The following is a 16,521-nucleotide window of genomic DNA, read 5'->3' as shown; positions in this document are numbered from 1 at the left end:
CTCATACCGGCGGGCTGGGGACGCCGGCCTCGCTGAGGGCCTTGAGCATCAGCTCGGCGACCGCCTGGTGCGCTTCGAAGTTCCAGTGGATGCCGTCGGGATTGGCGCGCCCGCTCAGGACCTCATCGGCCACCGCGGCCTTCAGGTCCACCAGCGGGACGTCGTGTTCGCGCGCCCAGGCCGTGATGGCCCGCACCGTGGGTTCGCGTCCCTGGTGGGCTCTGCCGTAGGTGTCGGCGATGTGCACCGACGGCAGCGAGGCGACGATGGGGATTCCCGGACGGTTGAAATCGATGGCGCCCCTGGTCAGCTCGAGATAACTCACGGTGAGGTGCGGCGGCAGGGCGGCCCGCGCAAAGGGCGAGAACCGTGGTTGCAGCCAGCCGTAGAAATCGCGGACCCAACGCCGCAGTCCCGAGGGGCGCACGTAGCGGATCAACTCACGCAGCGCCGTCGGCCACACCGACGGCAAGGAGTCCATCCCGCTGGTGGCGAAGATGACCGCACCCGCCCGGGGCAGTGCGGCCCACGCCCGCGGGTCCTGGGTGGACGCCCACCACACGTCGCGACTGGTCCAGCCGATGCGGCCGATGAGTTCGACATCCCAGCCCAGCTGGTCGGCGACCAGGTTCGGCCAGATCCGCGGGTGGTCGGCGGGCAAGCCGCCGGTGGGCCCGTAATAGGACAGTGAGTCGGCGAAGACCAGCAGCGTGGGCCGGGTCTGGGCGGGTATGCGCGGTTCAGAGGACATCGCCGGCCACCTGTGCTGAGGCATTCCAGACGTCGAGACGCCAGCGCACGGCGTCGAAGTCGTCGGGCCCCTGAGCGTCGGAATAGCCGCTGAGCTGGGTCCAGCTGGCGTTGGCCATGCCGCCCAGGATCGGCCAGTTCTCCACCGGAAGGCGCAGCAGGGCCGCGGTCAGCGCGGCGATCAGCCCGCCGTGGGCCACCAGCACCACCGGCTGGTCGGCGTGGTCGGCTCTGCCCCACTCCGGCTCCCCGGCCACCAGCTCGCGCACCAGCGGGACACTGCGCTCGGCGACGTCGATGCGGCTCTCGCCGCCGTGGGGCGCCCATCGGGCGTCGTCGCGCCAGGCCAGCCGGGCACCGGGCGCGGCGGCGTCGACCTCTTCGTGGGTCAGGCCCTGCCAGTCCCCCAGGTGGGTTTCCCGCAACCGCGTGTCCACCCGGACGTTCAACCCGTTGTGCTCGGCCAGCACAGTGGCGGTGTCGTAGGCCCGCCACAGGTCCGACGACACGATCAGCAGCGGATGCCGCTTGCGCAGCACTTCGGCGGCCGCCCCCGCCTGCGCGCGGCCCAGGTCACTGAGCACGGTGTCCAGCTGGCCCTGCATGCGGCTGCCGGCGTTGTACTCCGTCTGGCCGTGGCGCAGCAGGATCAGCCTGCGGACCCTCACGACGCGTCCTCGGGCGCCGCGGCACCGGACGCGTCGATCGGCACGACCGGACAGTCCTTCCACAGCCGGTCCAGCGCGTAGAAGTCCCGTTCGTCCTGGTGCTGGACGTGCACGACGATGTCGACGTAGTCCAGCAGCGTCCAGCGCCCCTCCCGGGTGCCCTCGCGGCGCGCCGGTTTGTACCCGGCCACGCGCATCTTCTCCTCGATCTCGTCGACGATGGCGTTGACCTGCCGTTCGTTGGACGCCGAGGCGATGACGAAGCAGTCGGTGATCACCAACTGGGCGGAGACATCGATGACGACCACGTCGTCGGCCAGTTTGTTCTCGGCGGCGCCGGCCGCCACGGCGGCCATTCGCAGCGCCTCGGGTGTCGCGGTCATTGTGGGTCTCCGGGGGTCGGTTGGTAGAGGCGGCGTTTAGACACGTACTGGACCACACCGTCGGGGACCAGGTACCAGATCGGGCGGGATCGGGCTGCACGTCGCCGGCAGTCGGTCGACGAGATCGCCAGCGCCGGCACTTCCACCAGCGTCAGCGCGTGCTCCGGCAGGGAGCCGAGCGCCTCGGCGAGGTGGTCGCCGTTGAGCTCATAACCGGGCCGACTCACCCCCACGAACCGCGCCATCTCGAACATCTCCGGCCAATCCTGCCAGGTCAAGATGGTGGCCAGCGCATCCGCACCGGTGATGAAGTAGAGCTCGGCGTCGGGATTCTGTTCTTGCAGGTCACGCAGGGTGTCTTTGGTGTAGGTGGGACCGCCGCGATCGATATCGGCCCGGCTCACCGAGAACCGTGGATTCGATGCGGTGGCGATCACCGTCATCAGGTAACGGTCCTCGGCGGCGGTGACGCGGCGTTCCTTGAGCCAGGGCTGGCCGGTCGGTACGAAAACCACCTCGTCGAGCCCGAACAGATCAGCCACCTCGCTCGCGGCGACCAGGTGTCCGTGATGGATGGGATCGAACGTCCCGCCCATGACTCCCAGCCGCCGTTTTCGCACGATAGGCCAGCTTACTTGGGGTGCGTGCCGGTGCCGCCGTGCCGTCCGGACGTCGCCGGCCTGCGCCGGGCTGCCGCTGCGCGCCGATGCGGGCGCAACTGACGGTTGCCGGCGCGAAACCCAGGCCGATCGTGTAGAAGATGTCTGTGGAAGATTTTCCGTTGAGTTCGCTTGATCGCGCCCGGGCCACCAAAGAAGCCATGGTGCGGCGATTTCATACCCGCGCCCAGATCAGCGGTGACATCCGGCTTCCGGCCGTGCCGAGCATGCTCGACGAATACGTGAAGATGTGCACGGACGTCTTCACCGGCCTGGGTAAGCCCTTCAGCGACGAGGAGCTTGAGCGCCTCCGGGAGGTGCTGCAGGGCCAACTCGCCGAGGCGTACTCACACTCGGTGCGTTCGCACATCATCATCTCCTACAACGCCCCGGTCGGCCCGACGCTGAACTACACGGTGCGGGCTCAGTGGAGTTCGGTCGCCCAGGCGTACGAAGCCTGGTTGAACGAGCGCAAGCCGCCGTTGTTCGGCACCGAGCCCGACGCACGGGTATGGCACCTGGCCGGCGAGGCCGCTGATCCGGCCAGTCACCGGGTGCTCGAAATCGGTGGTGGCACCGGCCGTAACGCCCTGGCGCTGGCGCGCCGCGGGCATCCGGTCGATGTGGTGGAGATGACCCCGAAATTCGCCGAGATGCTCGTCGCCGACGCGCAGGCCGAGTCCCTGGACGTCCGCGTCATCGTGCGTGACGTGTTCTCGCACGCCGACGATCTCCGCGACGACTACCAGCTGATGGTGCTCTCTGAGGTGTTGACCGACTTCCGGTCCACCGAGGAAGTGCGCAAGCTGTTCGAGTTGGCCGCCCGTTGCCTGGCCCCCGGCGGGCGCCTGGTGTTCAACAGCTTTCTGGCCCACGAGGGCTTCGAGCCCGACAGCGCGGCCCGGGAGTTCTGCCAGCAGGTCTACTCGGGTCTGTTCACTCGTGCCGAGATGGCTGCCGCGTCGGCCGGCCTACCGCTTGTGCTGCGTTCCGACGAGTCCGTCTACGAATACGAGAAGGCTCATCTTCCCGAGGGCGCCTGGCCGCCCACGCACTGGTACATCGACTGGGCCAGCGGACTCGACGCGTTCCGCACCACCCGTGAAGAGTCCCCGATGGAACTGCGCTGGCTGATCTACGAGCGGACGCACTGAGCGGAGTCCGGCCGGCGCCGGAGTGGGGCCACTCATCGCGGACACTCACAGAGCCGCTTTCCGGCTGTCCCACAAGCCTTTTTACGCGATCGTCAACCTTTGTTCGGTAGTTCGGTAACCTATACACCCCCTGGTACCTCGGCGTAGATTTGGATGCACGCGGGTGTCCGGGGGGGAGGTCGGGAAACTTTTGCGTGCACGGGGGGATGCGGGTTCTGCGTGGCCACTGGTCGGCCGCGACGATGAAATGCGCCTAGGGCTGGCGACGCTCGGTCCCGATTCGGAGTATCGGGGCGTCGGGTTGGTAGGCGAAAGCGGAGTGGGCAAATCGACTCTGGCCCGTGCGCTCGGTGCGCGGCTGGCCGAAACCGGGCGCAATGTGCGGTCTGTGCTGGGCACCCAGACGGGCCGCGACGTACCGCTGGGGGCGTTCTCCCGATCAGTGACCGTCGATATGGCCCCCGAACCGGCAGCGATGTTACAGGTGGCGCACAAGAACATTGCCGCGGTGAACAACCCGGTGGTCATTGTCGATGACGCTCACCTGCTCGATCCACTGTCGGCCACGCTGGTCTATCAGATGGCGGCTGAACGCACCGCACAACTGATCGTGGTGGTCCCGTCCGGCGCGACTCTGCTGGATGCCGTGACTGCATTGTTCAAAGAACGGCTGCTTTTGAACCTGCACATCGGCCGGTTCACCCGCGAACAGACCGCCGAACTGACCTGCCGCGTACTCGGCGGTGTCGTCAGCCCGGCGATGATCAGCGATTTGCACAACCGAAGTGCGGGAAATCCGTTGTACTTGGGTGGAATTCTGCGGGCCGGCCGGGAAAGCGGCCTCCTGGTGCACGACGACGACGGCTGGCAGATCAAGGGCGCACTGCAGGCCGACCAGGAACTGTCCGACCTCATTGCGTTTCGGCTGCAGGCGCTGAAGCCCAAAGAACTCGAGGCGCTGCAGATTCTGGCGACAGCAGAATTGCTGGACTGGGAGGTCTTCCGCGAGCTGTGCTCGGTCGAGGCGGTTTCCGCCCTGGAGCATCATCGGTTGATCCGACTGGTTTCCGACGGAGCGGGGACCGTGGCGCAGGTGACCTACCCCTTGCTCGGCGAGGCGGTGCTCGAAGGTGCCGGGGTGGCGCGTTCGCGCCAGCTCAACGGCGTGTTGTGCCAGGCGTTCAACAAATACTTACAGGAAAGCGGGAGCCGTCTGCAGATACCCGACCTGCGCGGCAGAATCCGGATGGCCCAGTTCATGATTCACAGCGATCTGAAACCCGACCTGGACCTGATTCTCAACGCGGCGGTGGATGCCGCGGCCATGTCGAACCTCCGCCACGCCGAAGAGCTGGCACGGTTCGCCTTCGACCGTGGCGGGGGTCTGCCGGCCGCGCTGGTCCTCGGCGAAGTCCTGGTCTGGCAGGGCCGGGGCCAGGACGCGGAGGCGGTTCTCGCCCAGGTCAGCCTGGACGGTGCCGACGATACGTCGCTTGTCCTATGGGCGTGCACACGTGCGCTGAACCTGTTCTGGAACTGCGGCGAAACCGAATCCGGCCGCCGCATCCTGGCCGAGGTCCGGGACCGCGCCCGCTCCGAGGCGAGCGCCGCAACGGTCCAGGCGCTCGAGTTGGCTTTCGCGTTCTTCACCGGCGACATCACCGCGACGATCCGGAGCGGGCCGCCGCTGTGTGAGGCGCACGTACCGGCGATCGCCACAGCCCTGACCGCTCTTCCGACCGCGCACGCGCTGGCCAAAGCGGGACAGTTCGGCGCGACCGCCACAATCGCCCAAGCGGGATTGCAGGCTGCGGCAAACAGTCACGCGGGAATGGTCCGATTCGGCATCGGTATCGCCGAGGTCATGGCACTGGTCACCGCGGGTGATCTTCCGACCGCCGAGCGGGTCGCCGAGCGCTATCTCACGATGGCCGCCGGCATCCCGGAACCCGATGCGATGGCCAAGCTGCTGTCCGGTGTGGTACACCTGGCCAGCGGGCGACTCCCGCTGGCGTGCTCGCTGTTTCAGGATTCAGCGCGGGTGTTGTCGAGTGCCGCCCCGAAGCTGTGGCCGATGCTTGCCAATGCCTGGGCCACCCACGCCCAAGCAGCGCGAGGCAACGCCGCAACGGCGGCCTCGGCCGCCCTGCGACGCTGTGAAGCGGTCTACGGGCCGCAGATCGCCGTTTTCCTACCGGAACTGGAGCTGGCCCGCGCGTGGGAAAGGGTGGCGCATAGCCAGATCTCCGACGGCCGGATGCACGCCTTGCGGGCCGCCCAGGTCGCGCGCCGCTCCGGGATGCTCGCTGTTGAGATGCGCGCGCTGCACACCGCCGTCCGGTTCGGCGACCGGACCCAGGCCGACCGGCTGGCTGAGCTCGCCGAGGCATTGGCCGCGCCGTTGCCGGATGCGGTCGCTGCGCATGCGCGCGGCCTCGCCAACCGCGACGCCGACCTGCTCAGCACCACCTCGGACAGATTCGCGGCAATGGGAGCGAGCGCCCTGGCCGCCGATGCGGCAGCCCAGGCGTCCCTTGAGTACGGCCATACAGGTGAACGGGGCAAGCAGTTGGAGTCGGCGACGCGGGCCCGGCGGTTGGCCGGACAGGGCGACATTCACACCCCCGCAGTCGAGGCGGTGAGTCAGCCGTTACCGATCACCGACCGTGAGCGCGAGATCGCTGCCCTGGTGGCCGCCGGCCTGTCCAACCGCAAGATCGCCGATCGGCTCTCCGTCTCGGTGCGTACGGTGGACGGGCATCTCTACCGGATATTCGCCAAACTCGGTATCGAGCGTCGAGACGAACTGGTCCGTCTGCTCAGCCGGCCCCAAGCGGGAACCTGAGGCCCCTCCGCGCCGGCACCCACAACGGCGACCACGGCCGCCGGATTCAGATCTCCGACGACCGTGGTCGTATGCAACACCGGCTGTTAAGCCAGTGGTATGCCCTTGCCGCGCTCGCTGCCCGGTGTGGTACCGGCACTGCCGCCGGAACCGGTTGCGCTGCACTCGGTTCCGGGTGCCGCCGCGGCCACTGCCGGACCCGCCGGTGGCACCGGCGCCGCCATCGCCGCCAACGCCGCCATCAGCGGCGTTGACGCCGGCGCCGCCGGTGCCACCGTTCCCCCCGGGCCCCCGGTGCCGAACCCGGCGATTCCGCCGGTGCCCCCCTTGGCGCCGTCGCCGGCGAAGCCGGTCCCAGCCGCGACCGGACCACCGGTGCCCCCGTCATCCCCGATGTCGGCGGCACCACAACTGCCGCCGACAGGGAAAAGGCCACCGGCGACCCGGCGACCGAAACGCACCTTTGCCCTGCGTGAGAAATTCTGCTTCGCAACGCGGTGGCTGCCAGCCATCACACGACCTCCCCGTTGCCCGGATACTTAAAACACGCTAAGACGCCTTAGATTATTTCGCCGGTGGCTTGGGTTCATAGAGCAACCATCTACTCTAGTTTTGCGGCGAAGACCGACCCTTCTACTCGAATCGGCGCCGTGCCTACTCCACCCGCCAGAAAGGGCAGAGCGGGCTAGACCGGCAGCAGGGCGTCGATGACCCCGGCGAGCTGCTTGGCCGAGCGGCACTCGTGCATGGGGATCACCTCGCGGTAGCGCGGTATCGCCGAATCGCCGCTGCCCCAAAGATGCTCGGGCTCGGGGTTGAGCCAGTGCGCGTGCCTGCTGGCGGTCACCAGATGCGACAGCACCTGCACCCCGGGATCGCGGTAGTTCGTCCGTCCGTCCCCGAGTACCAGCAGCGCGCTGCGCGGCGACACCACGTTGGGATAGTTCTCGGCAAACGAGACGAAGGCGTTGCCGTAATCGGAGTGGCCGTCGCGGGTGTAGACCCCGGACTCCCGTGTGATCCGCTGAATGGCCACCGCCAGGTCGGCGTCCGGCCCGAACAGGTGCGTGACCTCGTCGGTGGTGTCGATGAACGCAAAGACCCGCACGCGGGAAAACTGTTGGCGCAGCGCGTGAACCAGCAGCAAGGTGAAGTGGCTGAACCCGGCGACCGAGCCGGACACATCGCACAACACCACCAGTTCGGGGCGGGCGGGGCGCGGCTTGCGCAGCACCACGTCGATCGGAACCCCGCCGGTGGACATCGACTTGCGCAATGTCTTGCGCAAGTCGATGGTGCCGGCGCGGGAGCGCCGCCGGCGTGCGGCCAGCCGCGTTGCCAGGGTCCGCGCCAACGGCGCCACCACCCGTCGCATCTGGCGCAGCTGCTCCCCGGACGCACGGAGGAACTCGACGTTCTCGCTCAGTTGCGGGATGCCGTACATCTGCACGTGTTCGCGTCCCAGCTGTTCGGCGGTACGCCGCTTGGTCTCGGAGTCGACGAGCTTGCGCAGCGCGGCGATCCGCTGCGCGGCCATCGCCTTGGCGATCTGTTCCTGAGTGGGGCTGGGCTCCTCGCCGTAGGGGGCCAGCAGCCCGGCCAGCAGCTTGCCCTCCAGCTCGTCGAGCGCCAGCGCCTTGAGTGCCTGGTAGGCCGAGTAGGACGGGCCGCGGCTCGAACGGTACTGCCCGTAGGCCCCGACGATCGCGGCGATCATGGCCGACAGCCGCGGATCGGTGTCGGCGAGGTCGGGATTCGCCGTCAGCAGGTCGACCAGCATTGCCCGCATGTCCTCGGCGTCCTCTGGCAGCGGCAGGTCATCGGCTGACTGCGGATCGTCGGACAGCACCACGGTGCGCCCGCCCAGGGCGGCGGGAAACCACAGGTCGAACATGGCGTCGTAGGTGTCGCGGTGATCGGGTCGGCGCAGCACCGCGCAGGCCAAACCCTCCCGCAACACCTCCCGGTCCCCCAGCCCGATCACGGTGAGCACCCGGCCGGCGTCGACGGTCTCCGACGGCCCTACCGAAATCCCCTGCGCCCGCAGGGCTTCCACGAACCCCACCAGGTGGCCCGGAATCCCGTGCGGGGCAAGCGGCTGCGCTGGGTGGATGCGGCGCACCATCAGTTCAGTCGCAATTCTCCGGATGCCCGCACCTGATCTGATTGGTGCTTGAGCACCACTCCCAGGGTCGCCGCGACGGTGGCGTCGTCGATGGTGTCCATGCCCAGGGCCAGGATGGTGCGGCCCCAGTCGATGGTTTCGGCGACCGACGGCAGCTTCTTGAGCTGCATGCCGCGCAGCACCCCGATGATGCGCACCAACTCGGCCGCCAGGTGCTCGGGCAGCTCCGGCACCCGCGACAGCAGGATGCGGCGTTCCAGGTCGGGGTCGGGGAAGTCGATGTGCAGGAACAGGCAGCGGCGCTTGAGCGCCTCGGACAGTTCCCGGGTGGCGTTGGAGGTCAGCACCGTGAACGGGGTGCGCGTGGCGGTGATGGTGCCCAGTTCCGGCACCGTGACCGCGAAGTCGGACAACACCTCCAGCAGCAGGCCCTCGATCTCGATGTCGGCCTTGTCGGTCTCGTCCACCAGCAGCACCGTCGGATCGGTACGCCGGATCGCCGTCAGCAGGGGACGCGACAACAAGAACTCCTCGGAGAACACGTCCACCTTGGTGTCGTCCCAGTCGCCGCCCGTACCGGCGGTGTTGCCGGACTGGATCCGGAGAATCTGCTTGGCGTGGTTCCACTCATAGAGCGCCCGGGCCTCGTCGACGCCCTCGTAGCACTGCAGCCGCACCAGCCCGGCGCCGGTGGCCGCGGCCACCGCACGCGCAAGTTCGGTTTTGCCGACCCCGGCCGGGCCCTCCACCAGCAGGGGCTTGCCCAGCCGGTCGGCGAGGAACACCGCGGTGGTGGTGGCGGTGTCGGCCAGGTAGCCGGTCTCGGCCAGCCGGCGCGCCACGTCGTCGATGTCGGAGAACAGCGAGGCGTGCTGCACGGGGGTGGTGGGGTTGTCCATGCGGTGCGGGCTCCTTAAGCGGGACGGGTGTGGCCGTCACCCCACACGATCCATTTGGTCGACGTCAGCTCCGGCAGGCCCATCGGGCCACGGGCGTGCAGTTTCTGGGTGGAGATGCCGATCTCGGCGCCGAAGCCGAACTGTTCGCCGTCGGTGAAGGCCGTCGAGGCGTTGACCATGACGGCGGCGGCGTCGACCTGCTCGCTGAATCGCTGCGCCGCGGCCATATTGGTGGTGACGATGGCTTCGGTGTGGCCGGTGCCGTACTCGTTGATGTGGTCGATCGCGTCCTCAAGCCCGTCGACCACCGACAGCGCGATGTCCATCGCGAGGTATTCGCGCCGCAGGTGGTCTTCGGCGGCGGCTGCGTCGGCGTCGCCGTGCACCGCTACCCCGGCGGCGCTCAACGCATCCACCAGCCGGGGCACCGCCTCGGCGGCGATGGCCTGGTCGATCAGCAGTGTCTCGGCGGCGTTGCAGACGCTGGGCCGGCGGGTCTTGGAGTTGAGCAACACCTGCTCGGCGACGTCGAGGTCGGCGGCCTCATGGATGTAGACGTGGCAGTTACCGACGCCGGTCTCGATGGTCGGCACCAACGCGTCGCGCACCACGGCTTCGATCAGGCCCGCGCCGCCGCGCGGGATCACCACGTCGACCAGTCCGCGGGCCTGGATCAGGTGGGTGACGGTGGCGCGGTCGGCCGACGACAGCAGCTGCACGGCGTCGGCGGGCAGGTCCTCATCCACCAGCGCGCCGCGCAGCACATCCACCAGGGCCTGGTTGGAATGGGCTGCCGAGGAACTGCCGCGCAGCAGTGCGGCGTTGCCGGACTTCAGCGTCAGCCCGAATGCGTCGACTGTGACGTTGGGCCGACCCTCGTAGACCATGCCCACCACGCCCAGTGGGACGCGCTGCTGACGCAGGAGCAGGCCGTTGGGCAGGGTGTAGCCGCGCAACACCTCACCGACCGGATCGGGCAGACCGGCTACCTGACGCAGCCCCGCGGCGATCCCGTCGACGCGGGACTTCGACAGCGCGAGCCGGTCCAGCATGGCCTCGGGTGTGCCCGCGGCCCGGGCGGCGGCGACGTCACGCTCGTTGGCGGCCAGGATGTCATCGGCATGGGCCAGCAGCGCATCCGCTGCGGCGTTCAGCGCACTGTTCTTGGCCGCGGTGGACAACGCCGTGAGGGAGCGCGAGGCGATCCTTGCCCGCCGGGCGGCGTCATGGACCTCTTGGCGCAGGTCGGGAAGCACGGGGACGCTCATCGTGCCAGAGTATCGGCGAACGCCCGATCAGGTAAAACGGCCCCGGTCTTCGGCCGGCACCCGCCGTCGCTGATCGATGATGCGGCCCAGTTCCTGTAACAGCAGCGGCTTGGCCGTCACCAGATCCTCGATGTGCTCGCGGTCGATGACCACCGCGGTCACTTCCTGCAATGCGCGCGCGTCGAACTGACTGGACTGGCGGGTCAGCGTGGTGACGCCGAGGAACCCGCCCCGGCGCAGTGTGGTGTCCGGCACGGCCGGATCTGCGGCGGTGAGCCGGACTGCGCCGTCGGTGAGGAACGTCATGGCGGTCGGCACCTGACCAACCCGCTGCAGCGGCTCGTCGCCGGCGTAGCGGACCATCCGGGCGTGCGGCACCAGAGCCTGCTGGTCGGCGTCGGTCAGCCGCAGCACCGGCGCCACGACCATGCGCAGCGCCTCGGCGACGCGCTCGGGCGTGGCGAAATCGTCTTCGGCGTCGTCGAGGTGCAGTCCCTCGCGGCGGGAGGCGTACCACAACCACCGCAGGAAGGTGGCCTGCACCGCGCTGTCGTCGTGCGGGGAGTCCACCGCGATCGTGGTGCGGTACTGGCCGCCACCCAGGGCCGCCGAATCCGCCGCTCCGGTGCTCAGCGGCAGTTCGGCGGCAACGCGCGACAGCAGCGCACATACCCGGTCCGGCGGGTCGCCGACAGCGAACGTCGTGGTTATCGACACCCGGTGCTCGCCGCCCGAACGGCTGATGTTGGTGAACGAGGTGGACGCCAGCACGGAGTTGGGTGTGACCTGCAGCCCCTCAGCCGTGTTGATGTGCACGGCGCGCCAGTTCACCTCGACGACGCGGCCGCGCGCGGCGGGCGTGGACAACCAGTCCCCGATCCGGAACGGCTGCTCGAAGAGCATGAACAGGCCGGAGACGATCTGGCCGACCGAGTTCTGCAGCATCAGGCCGATGACCACCGACGTCACGCCCAGCGCGGTGAACAGCCCGCCGATCTTGGCCCCCCAGACCAGGGACAGGGTCAGGGCCAGCCCCGCACCGATCAGCAGGAACCGGGCCACGTCGACGAAAATGGTCGGTAGCCGGCCTCGCCAGGAACTTGTGGGGGCGCTCTGGAAGACCGTGACGTCGAGCACCGAGAGCACCAGGACCAGCAGCACCAGGCCGAACGCGGTGTAGATGACCCGTAACGTCGGATCCTGTGCCGGTACACCGGCCACATTCGCCAGCAACACCAGCAGCGCCGCCAGGGGCAGCAGATAATTGCGGGCCAGCGCTACGGGCCGGGCCAAAAAGCTGTCTCTTCGGGCCAGCGCCCCATGCCATTCGGTGAGCAGGATCAGGCCCGCGGGGAAGCCGATGCCGACCCCGATCGCCCAATACAGCCACGGACCGAAGACGTTCACGTCGCCTCGGACGATCTCGAGGCCAATCTCCAGACCCGCTCCCCGCCGTCACCGCTGCCCGCGGGCACGAACTCCTCGGTGTCGCCGAGCATGTCGCGCACCGCGGCGGTCACGTAGATCCCGGAATCCGGTGTTTGCCTGCGCAGCAGGTAGGCATCGTTGACTGCCGATCCCCACAGGTCATAGGTGACGCCGGACCGACCCACCAGGCCACTGACGACCTCTCCGGAGGTGACGCCGGCCCATAGGCTCAGCCGGTAACCGGATTCGATGGCGAACCGATCCACGATGCGCTGCATCTCGCAGGCGAATTCGACGATGCGGTGCACGCCGTCCAGCCGGGGGGTGGTAAGCCCGCAGCCGGCGAGATAGCTGTTGTACATGGTCCGGATTCGCTCGACGCCAACGGCTTCGGCCGCGGCATCAAACTGCCGCACCAGGTCGTCGACGATCGTCACCAGCTCGCTCGCACCCACCTCGGCGGACAAGTGCCCGATACCCTGCAACTCGGCGTAGACGATGCTGACGTTGTGATGCTCGTCGGCGATGGCCTGCTCACCTCCGCGGTAACGCCGCACCAGGGGTTCGGGCATCAGCGACAACATCAGCTCGTCGTTCTGCCTGCGCTGCGCGGTGAGCATCTCCTCCTTGGTGCGCAGGCTGTGGCTCATATCGTTGAACGCCCTGGTCAGATCTCCGATCTCATCAGCCGTCCGGACCGGCACCACGGCACTGTAATCACCGGCGCTGATCCGCTGTGCGGCTTCCTGCAGCCGCCGGATCGGTCGCAGGAGAAGCCGGGCGAACACCATCGCCAGCACACAGATGGCGAAGATGACCGCGGTGGTCGCCAGCACCACTCTCCTGCTGAACGCGGTCACAGCGGAGTACGCCTCGGAATACTCCCGCGTCGCCAGGATCGACCACTGCAGGTCGGAATTGGGCACCGTCAGCGGCGCGTAGGCGGTCAACTCCCGGTTCCCCAGATAGTCGTACCCGGCGGTGAGCGTGCCGGTCTGGCCCCGGTGGGCGGCCTGCAATCCCGGACCCCCGACCGGCTGGACGATGGTGGTGGTCCCCAGTCGCAGCGCGCGGTCCACCGTCGCCTCCGAGGTCCCCGCTGCCACCACCTCCCGGCGGTACCGGTCGGGGTCCTCGAGGAACATGCGGGAATCCGAACGCATCAGATCATCCGGACCGGCCAGATAGGTCTCGGTCGTATGCCCCAGCCCGGCGGCTTCCCAGTCGCGGTCGGCGGTCATGACCCGGGAGATCTTGGCACTGGGCAGGGCCAGGGCCAGCACGCCCTCGACCGTGCCCTGGGTACCGACCGGCGACACCAGCCAGGCGATGGGTTCGTCCAGGGCGGGCTGGTACTGCTGGAAATCGGTGATCCACACGAAGTTGACCGCATTGGCGCCCAGCGCTTTGCGGTAGGCCTCGCGCAACCCGGACTCGCGGTAGGGGCCGGAGAGCACGTTGGTGCCCAGGTCCACGCCCTTGTTGACCGAGTAGACCACGTTGCCCCGGGCGTCCAGCAGCAGGGCGTCGCGGTAGCCGTTGAGTTCGACGACTTCGGAGAACGCATCGTCGAATTGGGCGTTCGCCGCCGACCAGGCACTGCCGTCGCCGGCGCCGCCGGGTTTCGTCGCGTCCCCGGTGAATCGCGCGGTGTAGTGCGCCTGCAGGTAACGCTGCGCGTTGGAGTCGGGCAGCAGTGCCGGGACATCGGCCTGCTCGCCGGTCCGCTCGGCCAGCGCCTTGGTGAAGTTGTCCCGATAGTGGGCAACGATGGCGCGTTGCTGCTCGGGAGTGACCACGGCGCTGCCGAGTTCGTCGAACCCCGCGGAGAACGCCTTGAGCGCGGTGGCCGCCGTCACTCCCCCGCTGAACACCACCAGCGAATCGGTCATGTCGGCGAACAACGCGGTGACCGCGCGGCGCTGCGACTCCCGGGCCTGCACCAGCATTTTGGTAGCCGCGTGCTGCAATTGCGTTGCGCCATACTGAAGCTCGACGAACCCCACCACGCCAACCGAGGCGATGCTGGTCAACAGCAAGATGATCACCATCTTCGTCTTGATACTCAGCCTGGCCGCCAGACGCCGGTACAGACGCTGTTCGGTGGCCGTGGCCGGTGTCGACGGTGCCGAGTCCACGCAGCGGCTCCCTTCGCGGTTGTCGAATGGCATCTCACCCTAGGGGATGGCCACCCATGACGCGGCTGCAAATGCGAAGCTGGATCTCATGGCGGCGCGCGTGTGTGTGGTGGGCAGTGTCAACACCGACACCGTGTTCCGCGTTGGCGCCCTGCCCCGTCCGGGCGAGACGGTGCTGGCCGAGACGCCGCGCACCTACCCCGGCGGCAAGGGCGCCAACCAGGCGGTGGCAGCGGCCCGGGCCGGGGCACGGGTGCAGTTCGTGGGCGGGGTCGGCGACGACGACGCCGGACTGCGACTGCGCGGGCACCTGCGCGACAACGGGGTGGGAACCGACGGGCTGCGGACGCTGCCGGAACCCAGTGGCGCAGCATTCATCACCGTCGATCCGTCCGGGGAGAACACGGTAGTGGTGGCGCCCGGCGCCAACAGGTCGTGGGTACTGGATTCCGGGCAGCGCGACCTGATCGCCGACTGCGACGTGCTGTTGCTTCAGTTGGAGATTCCGCTGGCGGTGGCGGCCGCCGCCGCCGGGCTGGCCCGCACGGGCGGGGCGACGGTGATCCTCAACGTGTCTCCCCCGCCCGCCGACTCGGCCGCGTTGACCCGGCTGGCCGCGCTGACCGACGTCGCCGTGGTCAACGAGTCGGAGTCCGCACGGTTGCACCATGAGGTGCCGCACCGGGTGGTCACCCTCGGCGCCCGGGGGGCCCGCTACCGCGGGTCAGCCGGCACGTATACCGTGCCGGCGCCGGCGGTGCGGACTGTCGACAGCACGGGCGCGGGCGATGTGTTCGCCGGTGTGCTGGCGACCGAATGGGCTGGCGGCGTCGAACACGCACTGCAACGCGCCTGTGTGGCAGGGGCGCTGGCCACGTTGGTGCGCGGTGCTGGGGACTGCGCCCCCGACGCCGAGTCGATCGGCCGGGCGATGAAGCAACTGGGCATCTAACAACCGTCAAAAGGTTGCGAATATCGCTGCGGACCAATTCGGCCGCAGCATCATGATGGGATGGCTGTGACTTGGCGATTCGCCGTGTTCAGACTTGAACGTTGAAACCCAGATCGACGTCGGATGCGGCCTGCCCGCCCCGGATACCCCAGTTCTCTCGATCCACTTCGTGCAGGGTGATCATCACATGTTCACTGGGAATACCCAGCGCAGCAAGGTTTTCGACGATCCCGGCATAAAGCCGCCGCTTGGCCTCAAGCGACCGGCCGGAGAAACAGTCAATGGAGACCAGAGTGCGGTACTCGGGGTTGGTGAGCTGCGCCGGAACCGCAAACCGGTGCGGCTCGTGCACGACCAGCCGCACGTTCTTGTCGGCGGCCGGGATCTGGAAGGCCGTCACGAGCGCGCCGTGGACGGCGTCGATGATCGCAACTTCTTCGGCCGGCTCGTAGCGGCGGCGGACCTCGATCAGGACGGTGGGCACGGCTCACACCCTGCCAGACGATCAGTCCCGTCTGGCGCGCACCCACTGGATGGTGCCGAAGTTCTTGACCCGCACGCTGGTCAGACCTTGGCCTTCCAGGGTGTCGCCGATTTCGTCGTCGTCAAACACCCGCGCACCGGCCTTGGGCAGCACTTTCCACAGCCGGGAGGCTGCCCCTGCGGTGGGCACCATCACGGCAACGCGCCCGCCGGGCTTGAGCACCCGTGCCATCTCGCTCAGCGCGGCCACCGGATCGGGGATCAACTGCAGGACAGCGATCGAGATCACCGCATCCACGGTCTGGTCCCGCAGCGGGAGTCGCTGCGCATCAGCGCGCAGGAAGCCGGTCTGGGAGCCGGCCTGCACCCGTACCGCTCGGGCCAGCATCGGTTGGGAGACATCGACGCCCAAGGCTAGCCCCTCGGGGCCGACAGCCTGTGCCAGCGAGGCGGTGATGCTGCCCGGCCCGCAACCGACGTCCAGCGCCACCCCGCCGACCGGGATGTTCAGCCAGGCGATCGGGTGCTGCCAGGCCTCGAGCAGTCGGCGGGCCACCGATTGAGCATTGTCGTAGAACATCGACCCGAAGGACGAGTCCCACAGCCGCTGGATGGCGCCGGTGTTCTGCTGAGCGCCCACCGCCCCTGCTTCGTCGAGCAGGTCGAGATAGCCGTGGCCCACCTGCGGGTCCGACGGCGGATCACTGAGCAGGGTCACCGCGCGCTGCAACGCCGGTGACAACGGAAACCGTCGAATGTCGCCCATCCT

At 68.4% G+C, this 16,521-nt stretch carries 15 protein-coding genes; 3 read left to right on the top strand and 12 right to left on the bottom strand.

Going from position 1 to position 16,521, the window contains the following annotated elements:
- Window position 1 precedes the first annotated feature (1 nt).
- Genes octT through nadD form a run of 4 tightly spaced genes read right to left on the bottom strand, consistent with a single transcriptional unit; the run spans window position 2 to window position 2,424 of the window.
- Window positions 2-751, bottom strand: coding sequence for a diglucosylglycerate octanoyltransferase (gene octT, locus G6N14_RS04735; RefSeq protein ID WP_085134760.1), 750 nt, complete (start codon window positions 749-751; stop codon window positions 2-4).
- Window positions 741-1,418 (bottom strand): glucosyl-3-phosphoglycerate phosphatase, encoded by a 678-nt coding sequence (gpgP, locus tag G6N14_RS04730; RefSeq protein ID WP_085134759.1) that lies wholly within the window; start codon window positions 1,416-1,418, stop codon window positions 741-743. The genes octT and gpgP overlap by 11 nt, the downstream gene beginning before the upstream one ends.
- Window positions 1,415-1,801 (bottom strand): ribosome silencing factor, encoded by a 387-nt coding sequence (rsfS, locus tag G6N14_RS04725; RefSeq protein WP_085134758.1) that lies wholly within the window; start codon window positions 1,799-1,801, stop codon window positions 1,415-1,417. Before rsfS ends, gpgP begins: the two co-directional genes overlap by 4 nt.
- Window positions 1,798-2,424 carry a nicotinate-nucleotide adenylyltransferase gene (gene nadD, locus G6N14_RS04720; protein ID WP_109559730.1) on the bottom strand — a complete coding sequence of 209 codons (627 nt, stop codon included), beginning with the start codon at window positions 2,422-2,424 and terminating at the stop codon, window positions 1,798-1,800. Before nadD ends, rsfS begins: the two co-directional genes overlap by 4 nt.
- A 137-nt stretch (window positions 2,425-2,561) precedes the next feature.
- On the opposite strand from nadD, the gene G6N14_RS04715 reads away from it, so the two are divergent.
- Together G6N14_RS04715 and G6N14_RS04710 are read left to right on the top strand one after the other, a co-directional pair.
- Window positions 2,562-3,614 (top strand): class I SAM-dependent methyltransferase, encoded by a 1,053-nt coding sequence (locus G6N14_RS04715; RefSeq protein WP_275986310.1) that lies wholly within the window; start codon window positions 2,562-2,564, stop codon window positions 3,612-3,614.
- A gap of 226 nt (window positions 3,615-3,840) precedes the next feature.
- Window positions 3,841-6,459: a helix-turn-helix transcriptional regulator gene (locus G6N14_RS04710; RefSeq protein ID WP_407663158.1), complete on the top strand. Its 2,619-nt coding sequence runs from the start codon at window positions 3,841-3,843 to the stop codon at window positions 6,457-6,459.
- Between the two features lie 86 nt (window positions 6,460-6,545).
- Here G6N14_RS04710 and G6N14_RS04705 read toward each other — a convergent pair whose 3' ends face one another.
- The 6 genes from G6N14_RS04705 to G6N14_RS04680 form a co-directional block, all read right to left on the bottom strand.
- Window positions 6,546-6,920 carry a hypothetical protein gene (locus G6N14_RS04705; RefSeq protein ID WP_085134754.1) on the bottom strand — a complete coding sequence of 125 codons (375 nt, stop codon included), beginning with the start codon at window positions 6,918-6,920 and terminating at the stop codon, window positions 6,546-6,548.
- A gap of 224 nt (window positions 6,921-7,144) precedes the next feature.
- A complete protein-coding gene (locus G6N14_RS04700; RefSeq protein ID WP_109559735.1) occupies window positions 7,145-8,587 on the bottom strand; it encodes a vWA domain-containing protein in 1,443 nt (480 codons plus the stop codon).
- The gene (locus G6N14_RS04695) at window positions 8,584-9,483 is read right to left on the bottom strand and encodes an AAA family ATPase (RefSeq protein ID WP_085134752.1); all 900 of its coding nucleotides are present in this window, start codon (window positions 9,481-9,483) and stop codon (window positions 8,584-8,586) included. The genes G6N14_RS04700 and G6N14_RS04695 overlap by 4 nt, the downstream gene beginning before the upstream one ends.
- 14 nt (window positions 9,484-9,497) lie before the next feature.
- Entirely contained in the window at window positions 9,498-10,751 is a 1,254-nt protein-coding gene (locus G6N14_RS04690; RefSeq protein WP_085134751.1) for a glutamate-5-semialdehyde dehydrogenase, read from the bottom strand.
- Window positions 10,752-10,778: 27 nt separating this feature from the next.
- Window positions 10,779-12,158, bottom strand: a complete 1,380-nt coding sequence (locus G6N14_RS04685; protein WP_085134750.1) for a mechanosensitive ion channel domain-containing protein — start codon at window positions 12,156-12,158, stop codon at window positions 10,779-10,781.
- Window positions 12,155-14,350, bottom strand: a complete 2,196-nt coding sequence (locus tag G6N14_RS04680) for an adenylate/guanylate cyclase domain-containing protein (RefSeq protein WP_085134749.1) — start codon at window positions 14,348-14,350, stop codon at window positions 12,155-12,157. Before G6N14_RS04680 ends, G6N14_RS04685 begins: the two co-directional genes overlap by 4 nt.
- A gap of 55 nt (window positions 14,351-14,405) precedes the next feature.
- Here G6N14_RS04680 and G6N14_RS04675 point away from each other — a divergent pair, with 55 nt between their 5' ends.
- Window positions 14,406-15,269 (top strand): ribokinase, encoded by an 864-nt coding sequence (locus G6N14_RS04675; RefSeq protein ID WP_165756872.1) that lies wholly within the window; start codon window positions 14,406-14,408, stop codon window positions 15,267-15,269.
- Between the two features lie 88 nt (window positions 15,270-15,357).
- Here the strand turns inward: G6N14_RS04675 and G6N14_RS04670 are convergent, their stop codons facing one another.
- Window positions 15,358-15,753: a tautomerase family protein gene (locus tag G6N14_RS04670; RefSeq protein ID WP_085134748.1), complete on the bottom strand. Its 396-nt coding sequence runs from the start codon at window positions 15,751-15,753 to the stop codon at window positions 15,358-15,360.
- A gap of 21 nt (window positions 15,754-15,774) precedes the next feature.
- Window positions 15,775-16,518, bottom strand: coding sequence for a methyltransferase domain-containing protein (locus G6N14_RS04665; protein WP_085134747.1), 744 nt, complete (start codon window positions 16,516-16,518; stop codon window positions 15,775-15,777).
- Between the last annotated feature and the right edge of the window lie 3 nt (window positions 16,519-16,521).

The organism is Mycolicibacter hiberniae (genome assembly GCF_010729485.1).
GTDB classification, from domain to species: domain Bacteria; phylum Actinomycetota; class Actinomycetes; order Mycobacteriales; family Mycobacteriaceae; genus Mycobacterium; species Mycobacterium hiberniae.
This window is presented reverse-complemented; position numbering and strand designations above follow the sequence as displayed.

Bases quoted from the DNA above. Each gene is read 5' to 3' on its own strand.
- G6N14_RS04680 (WP_085134749.1), bottom strand. From the start codon at position 14,350: ATGCCATTCGACAACCGCGAAGGGAGCCGCTGCGTGGACTCGGCACCG.
- G6N14_RS04695 (WP_085134752.1), bottom strand. From the start codon at position 9,483: ATGGACAACCCCACCACCCCCGTGCAGCACGCCTCGCTGTTCTCCGAC.
- octT (WP_085134760.1), bottom strand. From the start codon at position 751: ATGTCCTCTGAACCGCGCATACCCGCCCAGACCCGGCCCACGCTGCTG.
- G6N14_RS04690 (WP_085134751.1), bottom strand. From the start codon at position 10,751: ATGAGCGTCCCCGTGCTTCCCGACCTGCGCCAAGAGGTCCATGACGCC.
- G6N14_RS04715 (WP_275986310.1), top strand. From the start codon at position 2,562: ATGTCTGTGGAAGATTTTCCGTTGAGTTCGCTTGATCGCGCCCGGGCC.
- rsfS (WP_085134758.1), bottom strand. From the start codon at position 1,801: ATGACCGCGACACCCGAGGCGCTGCGAATGGCCGCCGTGGCGGCCGGC.
- G6N14_RS04675 (WP_165756872.1), top strand. From the start codon at position 14,406: ATGGCGGCGCGCGTGTGTGTGGTGGGCAGTGTCAACACCGACACCGTG.
- G6N14_RS04665 (WP_085134747.1), bottom strand. From the start codon at position 16,518: ATGGGCGACATTCGACGGTTTCCGTTGTCACCGGCGTTGCAGCGCGCG.